General features: G+C 38.3%; 9 protein-coding genes. 4 read left to right on the top strand and 5 right to left on the bottom strand.

Annotated features, from left to right (window positions below; genetic code table 11):
- The 3 genes from PL8927_RS07370 to PL8927_RS07380 all read right to left on the bottom strand — a co-directional run.
- The coding region (locus PL8927_RS07370) for a PstS family phosphate ABC transporter substrate-binding protein (RefSeq protein ID WP_156093127.1) at positions 1-666 on the bottom strand (666 nt) is incomplete at its 3' end.
- A 106-nt stretch (positions 667-772) separates the two neighbouring features.
- Positions 773-1,447, bottom strand: coding sequence for an HAD-IA family hydrolase (locus PL8927_RS07375; RefSeq protein ID WP_083619137.1), 675 nt, complete (start codon positions 1,445-1,447; stop codon positions 773-775).
- Between the two features lie 200 nt (positions 1,448-1,647).
- Positions 1,648-2,160, bottom strand: coding sequence for a sterol desaturase family protein (locus tag PL8927_RS07380; protein WP_083619138.1), 513 nt, complete (start codon positions 2,158-2,160; stop codon positions 1,648-1,650).
- Between the two features lie 241 nt (positions 2,161-2,401).
- Between PL8927_RS07380 and PL8927_RS07385 the strand changes: the two genes are divergently transcribed.
- Complete coding sequence (locus tag PL8927_RS07385; protein ID WP_083619140.1) at positions 2,402-2,617, top strand: DUF7219 family protein; 216 nt, start codon at positions 2,402-2,404, stop codon at positions 2,615-2,617.
- Positions 2,618-2,691: 74 nt separating this feature from the next.
- Positions 2,692-3,675, top strand: coding sequence for a CHAD domain-containing protein (locus PL8927_RS07390; RefSeq protein ID WP_083619142.1), 984 nt, complete (start codon positions 2,692-2,694; stop codon positions 3,673-3,675).
- Positions 3,676-3,724: 49 nt separating this feature from the next.
- Here the strand turns inward: PL8927_RS07390 and PL8927_RS07395 are convergent, their stop codons facing one another.
- Positions 3,725-5,425 carry a DUF3352 domain-containing protein gene (locus PL8927_RS07395; protein ID WP_231505948.1) on the bottom strand — a complete coding sequence of 567 codons (1,701 nt, stop codon included), beginning with the start codon at positions 5,423-5,425 and terminating at the stop codon, positions 3,725-3,727.
- A 449-nt stretch (positions 5,426-5,874) separates the two neighbouring features.
- Positions 5,875-12,117, bottom strand: coding sequence for a translocation/assembly module TamB domain-containing protein (locus tag PL8927_RS07400; RefSeq protein WP_083619144.1), 6,243 nt, complete (start codon positions 12,115-12,117; stop codon positions 5,875-5,877).
- 53 nt (positions 12,118-12,170) lie between these two features.
- On the opposite strand from PL8927_RS07400, the gene PL8927_RS07405 reads away from it, so the two are divergent.
- Positions 12,171-12,761 (top strand): BglII/BstYI family type II restriction endonuclease, encoded by a 591-nt coding sequence (locus PL8927_RS07405; protein WP_083619516.1) that lies wholly within the window; start codon positions 12,171-12,173, stop codon positions 12,759-12,761.
- Positions 12,762-12,764: 3 nt separating this feature from the next.
- On the top strand, positions 12,765-12,920 hold the full coding sequence (locus tag PL8927_RS07410; RefSeq protein ID WP_197047347.1) for a hypothetical protein: 156 nt from the start codon (positions 12,765-12,767) through the stop codon (positions 12,918-12,920).
- Positions 12,921-12,937 lie beyond the last annotated feature (17 nt).

The following is a 12,937-nucleotide window of genomic DNA, read 5'->3' on the forward strand; positions in this document are numbered from 1 at the left end:
ATAGCCAAAATAGCCGAGTCCATTGGGATCATTCATCACTCCCTGTGCAATAATTTCGTCATCTTCACTGGCTTGATAATCGCTTCGACTTGCGCCTTCTTCCCCAACAATAGCGGCGGTAAAATAATCAAAGGTTCCTGAATCTTTACCGGGGCCATAGAGATTAATCGGTTGGTTTGGCCAGGACGAGCGAATTTGATTCCAAGTTTTAATTTGTCCTTCTGCTTGGGGTTCCCAAAGTTTCTTTAATTCCGCAACGGTGATATCCTGAGCCCAGGTATTTTGAGGATTAACTACAATCGTCAAGGCATCAAAAGCAACGGGTAATTCCAGATAAGAAATATTGTTTTTTTTACAAGCTTCTATTTCGGCTTTTAAAATGGGCCGAGAAGCATTACTGATGTCGGTTTCTCCAGCACAAAATTTTCTAAAACCTCCTCCGGTTCCTGAAAAATTAACTTTTACATCCAGATTAGAAGCAGTCTGAGCATTATATTCTTTAACAATGGTCTCAGTAATGGGATAGACGGTACTAGAGCCATCAATATGAATGGCTTTTGTCTGTTTGGTCTGACCTGGACTGCACGCCAAAAGCAGGGTAGCAGTCCCAACAGCTAAAGTTAAGGTTTTGAGAGAACTGGGCAATTTTGATAGTCTAGTAGTCATAAAATATCCCCTGTGAAAGTTAGGATTAGGGATATTAAAATTATATCAAAAAAAATTGATGTGTCAAGTTAAGAAAAGGTTAATAATCTAAGGCTTGAGTTGGGGATTAAAACTTCGGTAACTCCCATAATTCGGGTTCAAATTCATTCAGAGAATTGAGAATTTGATCGGCTTCTTGGTAAAGGGATTGATCCATATCAGGTGCGGGAACAGCAACCACTGACATTCCTGCGGCTTTAGCTGCGGAAACCCCTGCTAAGGCATCTTCAAAAACTAAACATTCTTCAGGGTTTGCCCCTAAACGTTGAGCGACCAAGAGGAAAATATCGGGGGCAGGTTTGCCATTTTTAAGTTCAGGATCATCCCCTCGAACAATTTGTTGAAATAGGGAAAACCAGTGTTGATGACTTTGGGTTTTAGCGGTAAACGGACGAGTTCCTGAACTGGTAGCGACGGCTTGAGGAATATTATTAAAAGCGAGATGTTGTGTCAGACGCACGGCTCCCTCTAAGGGAGAAACATGGGGATAGAAGTCATAAATAATTGCATCTTTTTGTTTGGAAAATTCTTCTACCGTCATCGATAAATCTAACTCTTGAATCAGAAGTTTTGCTGAATCATGGGATTTTCTTCCCCTAACTTTGCAACTGAGAGTATGATCAATCGTTTTACCATAATGGTTGACAAGCATTTGATTGACTTTGGCATGAAGAGGTTCTGTATCTAACAGCAAACCATCTAAATCGTAAATAACGTGAGTAATTTTTTTAAAGTTAGGCATTGGTAACTGGATAAAGCATTAAAGTTATTATGAATGAAATTGATCCATAAATCAAGTATCTGGATTATTTAAAAGTCCAGAAAGAGATTAATATTTCTAATAGACTTGCTATATGCCCTCAAACTCTAGGGATAGGCTGGAAATGATTGAGTTGAATCAAAATAGGTACAAATTAGAATTAAGTTTTTTTCCTATCCCTATTAAATTAAATTAAAATAGCTACGACATTTCTTTTTGACTTGCACTAAAATTTTATACCATTTTTGTGCAGGTTGATCATAAAAGGTAAAAATATCCCCATAAGCAACTCGATAGTTTTGATGGTGTTTCCAATGTCTTTCGGGAGTTGTAATATACAAAACTTCGCAGATTTTTTGCAGGAAAACAGGTGTTTTTTGGGCTCTGATCGGTTGATGTCTCCAGCAAACATGAACTCCTGCGATCGCTACACCTAATAATGTTCCGATCGGAGAAATTGCCCAAAATACAGGGATAAAAATACAATAGGGTAAAAAAGCCATAAATCCTGATAAGAGAACTCTAGGCTTTTTCTGGACAAGGGCATAATAAATAAAACTGCGGTTAGGACTGTGATGAATCAAAGCATGGTATTTACCAAAAATATGTTCGGGAACATGGTAAAAGAATGTTGCTATAAAGTCTGCCGACAGCAGAAACAGTACAAACACTAAAAAAACCTTAAAATTAGCCATATTTCACTCCTCATGCGCTACCCTAAACCATAAGGATTTAAGATTAAATTAGCTTAATCTTTAGGTTAAATTTAATCTAAGCGTATTCAGCAAAAATCATCAGGTTTTTAAATATTACTTTTTCTAAAAAACTGAGAATTTTTGTAAAACAGATTGACTTTAATTCTTTTCTTCTTTAAAATCAAAAGTTATGTTGTTTATTCTACAATATAACTACAATCCGCAGGGTTTGGACACAAAAATGAGATTAACCCCCGATTTTTTTGATGGGACTCAGATTGAGCATTCGGAGACTCAAATGCCTTCTTTATCAGAGCGAGAGCAATTGCAAGAGTTTGCTACTCATGTCACTCAAATTTTTAGCTTAGAAGCCGAAGGAATAATGTCTCCAAACCAAGCTTATAGTCAGATTAAGAGCTTGATTACTGAACTAAAAACCAGAGTGATCGGTAACTAAACTCAATTTTTGTATAATATTCAGGGATAGGGGTTTATTAATTTCGCTCAGACAGGGGAATCTAGATATTTTTTATGAAAACACAAATCAATTCTCAAACCCAGACGTTAGGATATTGGGCTGTACAAGCCATTCAAAAACATTTGGAAAAAGTCATTAGTCATGAATCAGAAGTTTTAAAAGATGATGATCCTGAAGAACTCCATCAAATGCGGGTGGGAATGCGACGGTTGCGTTCTGCGATTGTAGGGTTTGCTCCGGTGTTAGAATTACCGGAATCTGCTGAGGATGAAAAAATTGGCAAGATAGGGCGGCGTTTGGGAACATTACGAGATTTAGATGTTTTATTAGAAACATTACAAAACCATTATTATTCGCAGTTACCGCCATCAGAACAAGAAACCTTAGATAAAATCTTAATAAATTTGGTTAAACAACGTCACAAAGCCTTTCGACTTGTGGAATGGACGTTAGACCATAAAACTTATAAAAAGTTAAAAGAGGATTTACAAGATTGGTTAGAAGAACCTTGTTTTACCCCTCTCGAAAAGCTCCCTATTGATGAAGTTCTACCCGATTTATTACTTCCTCAAATTAGTGAGTTATTTTTGCATCCCGGTTGGCAAGTCGGTGAAACTCAAGCTCAACTGAATTCTATATCTTTAGAAACCTTAGAAGCAATTTTAGATCAGCAGGGAAAATTCTTGCACAGTTTAAGAAAGAAAGTCAAGCGGGTGCGTTATCAGATGAATTTATTTACGGATTTTTATAGTTCTAAATATTCCGATTATTTAGAAGATATGAAATCGATTCAAGAGGATTTAGGGAATATTCAGGATAGTATAGTTTTAGGGGAAAAAATAGCTGAGATCATCCCCTCCAAAATCAACTCCAAACTCCCAGTTTTTATCGGTTTATTAGCTCAAAATCGTTATCAATCTTGGCAAAAATGGGAAGAATTGCAACGCCGTTATTTAAAGGCTGAAACTCGTCACGAATTTCGCTTAGAATTGCTGCATCCAATCACAGGAACAGAAAATAGGACTGTTGACAGTTAACCGTCGTAGGGGCGGGGTTATCCCGCCCGTAACCGTCAACAAACAGCATTTAAGGTTGTTTTGAGGGAGTTTCAGTAGGTTGAGTGGTTGCGGTTTTAACTTTAACAAAAATATCATAACGGCTGGTGCGATCGCTCAGAATTGCGGTGGTTAATCCTATCGATTGAATGGCATCAACCCACACTTTTTGCTGAGGCGGAAGTTGAGGTAAAGATAAAGTTCTAACCTTCGGATCAAACACCCGTTCAACATTCATAAAAAAGTTGCCATTATTGGGGTTGAGTCCCATCGGAACACTTTGCTGAAAGAGGGGATTAGAGGTAATAGGAACTTGAGGAATAGGAACAATTTGATCCGCAATTGATCCCCCCAAGGTCATAAAAGCCACATCTCCTTCTAACCAACCACGAGTTACAAGAAATCCCCCAAAAGGAGAAACCCATTGCACCGCAGGTTGACCTTTTATTTTAGTTTCACTGACTTTAAATTTCTTATTCTTCATCACCTCATCTAACTGGGTTAAGGATTTATCCGCCGCCGTGCGATCATTCACCTTTACAGTTAATACTAATCCCGCCACAAATCGTTCTAAAGCTCTAGGATTTGGATTAGCGGGAACTAAAGATAAAGAAAATGCTCCATTCATCCAATTGAGAACATCTTTTTCTAACTCCATCCCTGTTGCTGATTTAAAACTAGAACTCAAAACTTGAGGATTAAACGGGGCGATCGGATTCGCATTTGCGCCTTGAGTATAATCTTCCCAAACCCGTTTTAAATTACTTCCAGAAACCATCATCAATGTATTTTCTGGAATCCATTTCAGACTTTCTTGGGCTTGATTTTCAACGGTAAATTTTTTCTGACTATTGGGTTTTAACCAAGACACGCTTTTAAGCCCAACTCCTTGAGATTCTAGCGTAATATTCGTCGCTAACCCTTGATGCTGTTGAACTTGTTCTAACTTTTCCGTAGGAATAGGACGGGCTGAATGGTAGGAGGCAACTGTTGTGGCGACGGGAATATTCAGGTAAACTTGAGCAAAGGGATTCGTCGTTTTAATCTTTTCTAAGGCGGCAGGATATCCAGGGGTTTTCGCTAAAGAACCTGAACCCCGATAGGTATCAATGGCGCGTTCAGTTGCATTTGGATCAGTTGTCACCACTAAGAAATCCTCTCCTAAAACCGCCATAGAATAATTTTGTTTAGGATTTCCTTGGGTTTCAATAATATCAACTCCTCGATAAGATCGTTGAGTTGTTTGACCTTGAGGAATGGTTTTCGGTTGTGATAATAATTCTTTAGCTTTAGCCCGGTTCGCAATCGGAAGCACCATCACCATCGCCTGTTGATTCAGGGTGCTGGAACTATCCGTAGTTGGAGGAGTGCCAGAGAGTAAACTAGAATGGGGTAAAAATGCAACCATGATTTCTTTACCCACCCAAGGCTGAATATCTTTTTGATAATCATAGCCATTGTCTGTAAACACTCGATTTTGCCAATCTTTGAGGATGTCTTGCAACGCGGCTTGAGATTGGGGTGTTCCGTATTGGTTTAATTTGTCCCATTGTTGGGTGTCTGTGGAGAGGGATACCGCCACCATTGCTTCTTGGGGGACAACATTCGCACCCAGGGGAACACCTTCTAAAAATTTACGCGAAACTAAGGTGTAGTAGGCTGCTATTCCACCCCCAACCAGCAGCACCGCAACTCCCACCGTTAAAATTAAATTAGGTTTTATTTTTTGCATGATCAATGGCAACGATGGCTCTAGGCAACCAATAAACTTTTATGATTCAGTATCTATCGAGGGAGATTTTAACCCAGGGGGTTACACTTTGCAAATTCAGGATTTATTAATAAAAGCGATCGCCACCGGAAAAAACAGCCTTTAGGAAGAAAACAACCACAGAGGAAGAGCTTTGGTCAGTGGGGTAGGCGATCTCACCCAGCCTGAAAACAATCGCTCACAGGAGGAGAGTAGCAATGACAGGAATAATCAAAATCAATATTGTAGAATCAGCCGAAAAATTATATGAAATCTCGAAATGTTTGCTACAAATCCCCCCCTGTAGAGACGTTGCATGCAACGTCTCTACAGGGGGTTAGAGGGGATCATCTGTAGCATCTATAATGGGATTTCATATTACATATCCTGCGGTGTTCCCTGTTAAGCTATTCCTTGTTCCCTACTATAACTTAAAATCTAGTTTCATACTCAAAACGAATTTCACTTTCATTATTAAAATTAGTTGCACCGCGTAACAATAAATTATCATTCAAACGATAATTAATATTAAAGAGAAAGGGTTGTTGAGCCGCCAAAACACGGCTTAAAGAAACATAAACATTATCAGTTACATCTAAACCCACTTCAATTCCCACTCCTAATGCTGAAGCTTTACCACTTGAACCTCGTTCCGCAACCCGTGAGGGATAAATTCTAAATTCTGTTAAACCCGTTGCATTAATAATATTGCGTTGCAGTCTGCCAAATAATCCTGTACTGGCAATATTTGCTAATACTAATGTACTATCCTCTTGAATGCCTTGAATCACACTTCCTCCTAATAAAGCTAGTAATTCATTTTGAGAACGAGGAGGAGAACTTTGTAACTTAATAATATCATTAATTTCCGATGCAGCACCGCGCACAACAGCAACAATACGGATAGTTCTTACTGTTCCAAACCGAGAAGGACTTAAAGCTTCCGTTTGTTCAGAAGGAAAAGCCGAAGGAGAAGATACAAACCTCACTGCTTCAGGAACACGGGTCACTAAGCGCACATCTAAAATTGGGTCGAGTCCCTCGGAAGGTACAAATATTGCCCGTTGGGGATAGCCTCGATCTAAGCGTAATTGACTGGTATAAAGATTCACTTGTCCCCCCGTTAGTTCAATGGTTCCTTGAGGACGAATATCATTAATATTGGCTACACTTCCATTTAATTGAATCGTTCCTTTAGCATCAAAATTAATTAAAGGTGCATCTAAAATTGGGGGAGTCATGACTTGAATATTATCAGCTAAAGTGAGTTTTAATCCATTTAAACTGACATTGACAGGGGGCTGAGGAGTTGTTGTTGTATTAGTTGGTAATGTGGCGGTTTCTTGGGAAGGTAAAATCACTCTTCCCTGACTTAATATCACTTCTCCTCCTAATTTTGGTTTTAAAGCGGTTCCTGTTATTGTGATCACACCCGAAGCATTTCCTTTATAGATATCGGGTAAATTTAATGTTAATTGATCTAAGCCTAATTGTAGGGGAGTTTGCAGATCAGGATCATTAGCTGTTAAGGGATGAGACACAGGTAAAACACCACTTAAGAGGATATTTCCGGTTCCTTTATCTCCTTGTAATTCCCCTTGAATATCTTTAACTTGAATGCGATCGCCTGTAAATAAAGCTGTTCCACTTAATCCGACAATTGACTGTTCTAAACTGCGGGCGGTTAAGACTGCATCTTGAATTTTAAATAATCCTTCGGGTTGAAGATCGAGTTTAATTCCTCCCGCTTCAGGTTGTTGCAATGTGCCATGAATTCTTAATTGTACTAATCCTTTTCCTTCCTGCCAATCTAACTCAGGATTGAGTAAATTAATTACCGCTAATCCTTCATCTTTAATCTCAACTCGAACATCGACTAAATCACTTTCCGGGGAAACTTCAGCAAAGGGTAATTTAAACGGTAAAGTTCCTTTAAATGCAATCGGATCGGTTTCCGTTACTAATAAGCTTCCTCCAAATCGTAAGCGAGCATTATTATAACTAAAACTACTTTGAGCTTCTTGAACCGGATCACCATTAACCGTTGCATCTAATAAGGTTAATTCCCCCGATGATTGAGGATTCTCTAAGGTTCCCCCAACACTGGCTCGAATATTCAATTGTCCGGTTAAATCAACATTCGGTAAATCGACAATTTTTTCAATTTCTTCTAAGCGGATATTTTTCACCCGCAACTGACCAGAGGGTTGTTGATTGGCTAAATTTAATTGTCCCCGAAAATCATATAATGCCGTACCAGAACGCAGTTGTATGGGTTCAACTCGCAATACATTATCAGCAAAATCAGCTTCTAATAAAAACTGATTGGCGGTATATTTTCCATAATTCCAATCTTGACCTTTAACCGTTGCTGTTGCTTGAATTCCCGATTGAATTGAACCTTGAAAGGCAATTTCTCCGGTAAATTTTCCTTGTAAATCTTGTAAGGGAGGTAAAGGTTCCTCCGCCGCTTCTGCAATGGATTGTTGTAAAAGTGCTCTAATTTCTGCAAATCGTCGTAATTGCTGCAATAAAGTAGCATCTTCCGATAAACGAATCGGAACAGGGATGACTTCTGTGGCTGTTGCATAATTTGGGGGTTTTAATCCTCTGGCTAAATCTTCTAAATTAAAGATTTTTAAGGCGGTTAAGACATCCTGTAAACTCCCTTGAGGGATTTTAATCGTTCCTTGAAATTGATTAGATACAGTGGATAAATTCTGAGCTTGGGGGTTAGAAAGACTCGCTAAAATTTCAGAAACATTAGCTTGAGTATTAATTAAAACTTGAGTGATGCCTTTCTTAAGTTCGGCATTAGTTAACTCAGCAATGCCATTTTTATAATTAATATTTCCCACAAAAGAATCCGCTTCAATATATCCTAATGTTGGATTTTGAACCGCAACATTTCCCGTTACCCCAATTTGATTAACATTGAAACTAGCTAAATTAGAGATGGTTAATTCTCCCGATGCTATGCCTTTTAAAAGTCCAATATCTAACTCGGCTAAGGGGGAAAGACTTAAAGCTTGTAGGGGAAATTGTTCTAAGTTAACGTTTAAATTATTTCCTTGTGATTGTCCAACTAATAGGCTTTCATCCCGTTGAACTAAAAAGGAAACAGGTAAATATTGATCATTTAAAACCAGTTCAATTTTATCCTGTTCTCCGGCTAAAGCAACATTCACCTGTTGACCCGGACTAATATTAACAATTCCGGCTAAAATGGGATCAAAGGTGACATCCCGAAGGGCAAAATTATTTAATCTTAAATTTCCGTTTAAGTTTAAGGTAGAAAGGGTTCCCGTTAACTTACCATTAAAGTTAACAATTCCCGCCACTAAAGGGCTATCTCCCGTTGTAACTTCTGGGGGTAAAGCCGTTAAGAGATTCTGAGCTAAGGGCGATTGTAAATTAAAGTTATTAACCCGAACATTTAAGTTTAAATTTGACAATTGAGGAATCCCATTTCCTTGAAACTCAACCCCAACTAACCCATCGGTTGAAAATCCTGGGGTTTCGGCTTTTTGAATATTAATTTGTTGACCATTCCAACTCGCAATCGCATCAAAAGGTTGTTTAATTATCGGTAATTCTGTTAGCCGTAATTGACCTAATGCCCGAATTGTGCTAGGATTAAAAGTAGCAATATTCCCCTGTCCCATGATTTCAGTATTTAATAATCCTCGTAATAAAGGCATATTTTCCGCTTGCTCTAACAGTCCATTTTGACGTAAACTTGCTGTTAGTTCGGGGATTTGAGATTCCACTAATTGAGAGAACCGACTCAGAGCAATTTGATCTCCTTTAAAACCTGCTTTCCATTGTCCTTGTTGGGTTTCTCCAGTTGCTAAAAGTAGGCCTCCTCCTTGACCTAAATTCACTTGTCCATCAAGGGTTGCAATTAAATTATTAGGCGAAAAATTAGTTAAATTTCCCCGAAAGTTTGCTAACCCTTGGAGGAAACCTCCTTGTAAATTTAAGGCGTTAATTTCGGCTACCAAACTCGGTTTTAAATCCGCTAAGGGTAATCCTAAATTGATCAGAGGTTGCAGAGGAATCTGATTCGTAATAACTTGAGCTATTAACTGACTATTTTGTAATTGTCCTTCGGCATTAATCGTGCCGCCAAAATTGCCTAAATTCACTTGTCCTGATCCGTTAGCAATCAAGCTATTTAAGTTTAAATTAGTTAAATTTCCGGTAATATTTCCGCCACCTGTTAAACGACTATTCCGCAGGTCAATTGTTTGAACTTGGCTCTGAATATTAGCGGGTAAATTAGCCAGGGGTAAGCCTAAATTAATCCAAGGATTGAGTTGAACGTCTCTGGCGTTAAAGTCTCCTTGAAACTGTCCTTGATTCACTTGACTATTGGCGGTAATGATTCCCCCTAAATTACCTAAATTAATTATTGTTTTTGCGGTTCCCGTGAGGCTATTGGGGGTAAAATTTTCTATATTACCGTTGAGAGAACCTGCAATTTGTAGAGTTCCTTGGCTGAAATCTAAGTTTTGAATTTGTGCGGTTGTAGTCTGGGGTAAATTTGCTAAGGGTAATCCAATATTAATTAATCGAGGTAAGGCTAAATTATCGCTAGAGAAGTCGGTTTGAAATAGTCCGTTTTGAAGTTGAGCGATCGCATTAATGGTGCTATCCTGAAAATTAAGTTGAATTTGACTATCAGCCGTTATGGTATTCAAGGAAAAATCTTTTAAATTTCCTGATAATTTTGCGGCTAGATTTAAACGTCCATCGGTTAAATCAACAGATTGAATTTGTTGTTTTGTAGAGTTAGGAATTGAGGCGAATAATAATCCTAAATCTATTAAAGGCGTGATGGCAATTTGATTTCCTAATATTTCTGCATTCCAAATATCGTTATTATTTTTTTGAGCAATTAGATTAAGATTACCGTTAGCAATTTCAACTTGAGCTTTGGCGGTATTTCCTAAAAATTGAGCTTGACCTGCAATGGGATAGGTTGCTGAGGGTAAATTAAATTCAGCCTGACCTTTTAAGTTATCTAAATTTCCTGCAATTTGAGCGTTTGCTGATAAATTTCCGACCTGAAAATTGGGTAAGAGTCCATAGGATTGTGCGATCGCATCCCCTGGAATATTATCTACACTAAAATCCAACTTAACGGCTGGATTAAATTCAACTTTTCGGGTTGTAATTTCACGGTTTTGGGGTAATGTTGGAAGGGGTTGATTTGGAGTGGGTTTTTGTTGACGGATAATGACTTTATCACCGGGTTTAAGCAGTTCGGGTTGAGGTTCTAATAATGCAGTTAATCCGTTTAATTGAATTTCTCCATTTCCCTTGACAGAACCCCCAACGGACGGTTGAATTAATAAATTTTTAATTCCAATAATCGGGTCGGCTAAAATTTTAAAATTGGGATCAAATTTAGCTAATATATTAAAATCTGTTTGAATTGTATCAAAATAAACCCGATCTACTAAAGTTTGTTGTGTGGTAGCAATTGTTCCTGAAATTTGAGGAGTTTGTAAATAGCCTTTTAAGTTAACATCGGCTTTTAATTCTCCTGTAACTGGAAAAGGAAGCTTTACAGGTTTCCCTTGAATTCCTTCTACTGTTTTTAACAGTGTCGAAACTTGAACAGGTTGTAAATTAGCGACTAAATCAACTTGAGTTTTAGCCAATTCTAAATCGGGATTTGTTAAAACAGATCCCTTCAAATTTAGAGCTAAATCTCCCATTGTGGTGTTAAACTGATCAATAATCAATTGAGTTCCCGCAAATCGCAATTTAGCTTGACTTAAGTTAACAGGATCGGGAAGATTGTCAACCGCAACTTTAATTTGATCTAAATTTAACGTTCCCCGCACATCTAGGGGTTTATAATCATCTAATTTAACGCTTAAATTTGTATTTAATTTACCCCGTTTTACTGATATACCGGGAGTAGAAACAAACCATGCTATTAAGGGTAAGTCTATACGATTAGCTCGAATTTGAGCATTGACTTTTCCTGGTTCTAGTAAGGCATCTCCCTTAATCGCAAAGGTTCCCGTATCGCCAATTTTTCCAGCTAAATCAGCTTGAATTCGTTCATTATCTTCGCTTAAGTTAGCTCTAACTTGATCAACGGCAATTAAAATCGGTTTTTGTGTTTTCTTCCCTTGAGAATTAGCCCTTAAAATTTCATAAGGCATTAAATTAATTTGAGCATTTTCAATTCCAATCGTTCTAAAAACTAAAGTAATGGGAGGATTCGGATCTAAATTCAGCTTTGTATTAATCCAGTTTCCTGATGCGTCTTCCTCAATATAAACATTAGGTTTAATTAAAGTAATATCTAGTTGAACTTTTGGTTTAAATAAAGATAAAAGGGAAAAATTAACTTCTACTGCTTCCGCTTCTGCTTTGTCGGTATCCGTTGCTGTTGGAGGGATTGATGAATTTCCAAAACGAATACTATTGAGGGTAAATCCTTCAACAGGGCCAACATTAACAGGCCGTTGTACAATCGTTTCTAAGACACCGCCAATAATGGGAGCTAACCGATATCGAATAAACCAGGCGGCTCCTGTTCCCACCGTTAACAGCGTAATTCCGCAGCCCACACCCCCCCAAATCAGGATGCGCTTTAACCGTCGTCGAGGATGTAAAATCGGTTCAGAATTGGGATTAGGAGAATTAGTCATCTCAAATCTGGCTCTGAGTGAATCAACACAATATTATAGAGGCAATTCAAAACATGGGCACTCAGCTATTACCGCAGTCTGTTCAGGATAAATATGAAATTCATGAATGGAAACACGCTTGTGCAATACTCTCCGGGGATTTCAAAACTGAATGGCAAGACATCATAGACTTGCTTGATCAGTTCTGTCTTTGTAAAAGTTGGCTTACTGTTGGTGGTGGAAGAAAATCACAGGTATCAGAATCTATTGATAACTTTTTATACAATCGAGGTTGGGTTGAGAAAAAATTCGCAACATCTGTAACAGTAGATGAGGATATCATGGATTCTCCAACTCATAAAGTGGATTGTTACAAGAATAGAATTGCACTAGAAATTGAATGGAACAACAAAGACCCCTTCTTTGATCGTGACCTTAATAACTTCCGTCTTCTATTTGACTTGCGGGCAATCAGTGTTGGTGTAATCATCACAAGATGTGACCATCTTCAAGATATCTTTAATATGCTGGGGCGTGGTAATTCATATGGCGCCTCGACTACGCATATGTCTAAACTGCTACAAAGAATCAAGGGCGGTAGTGGTGGTGGATGTCCTATTCTTGTCTTTGGGATAACTGAAAAGCTCTATTCGCAAAATTGCTAGATCATGGATGACGAAGTAATTACGCCCGCTCAAGATTTTCTTAAAGATGTGTCAAGACGGGGGTATGGAACTATTCTTGCTGATCCTCCTTGGCAATTCCAAAATAGGACAGGCAAGGCTGCACCTGAGCCAGACGATCAACGGTGTGGACTAAAATAGAAAAAGTTGTCGCCCAT

The sequence above is a fragment of the Planktothrix serta PCC 8927 genome (assembly GCF_900010725.2).
GTDB classification, from domain to species: domain Bacteria; phylum Cyanobacteriota; class Cyanobacteriia; order Cyanobacteriales; family Microcoleaceae; genus Planktothrix; species Planktothrix serta.

Excerpts from the sequence above, each read along its gene's own strand:
- PL8927_RS07375 (WP_083619137.1), bottom strand. The coding sequence starts at position 1,447 with ATGCCTAACTTTAAAAAAATTACTCACGTTATTTACGATTTAGATGGT.
- PL8927_RS07380 (WP_083619138.1), bottom strand. The coding sequence starts at position 2,160 with ATGGCTAATTTTAAGGTTTTTTTAGTGTTTGTACTGTTTCTGCTGTCG.
- PL8927_RS07385 (WP_083619140.1), top strand. The coding sequence starts at position 2,402 with ATGAGATTAACCCCCGATTTTTTTGATGGGACTCAGATTGAGCATTCG.
- PL8927_RS07390 (WP_083619142.1), top strand. The coding sequence starts at position 2,692 with ATGAAAACACAAATCAATTCTCAAACCCAGACGTTAGGATATTGGGCT.
- PL8927_RS07395 (WP_231505948.1), bottom strand. The coding sequence starts at position 5,425 with ATGCAAAAAATAAAACCTAATTTAATTTTAACGGTGGGAGTTGCGGTG.
- PL8927_RS07400 (WP_083619144.1), bottom strand. The coding sequence starts at position 12,117 with ATGACTAATTCTCCTAATCCCAATTCTGAACCGATTTTACATCCTCGA.
- PL8927_RS07405 (WP_083619516.1), top strand. The coding sequence starts at position 12,171 with ATGGGCACTCAGCTATTACCGCAGTCTGTTCAGGATAAATATGAAATT.
- PL8927_RS07410 (WP_197047347.1), top strand. The coding sequence starts at position 12,765 with ATGGATGACGAAGTAATTACGCCCGCTCAAGATTTTCTTAAAGATGTG.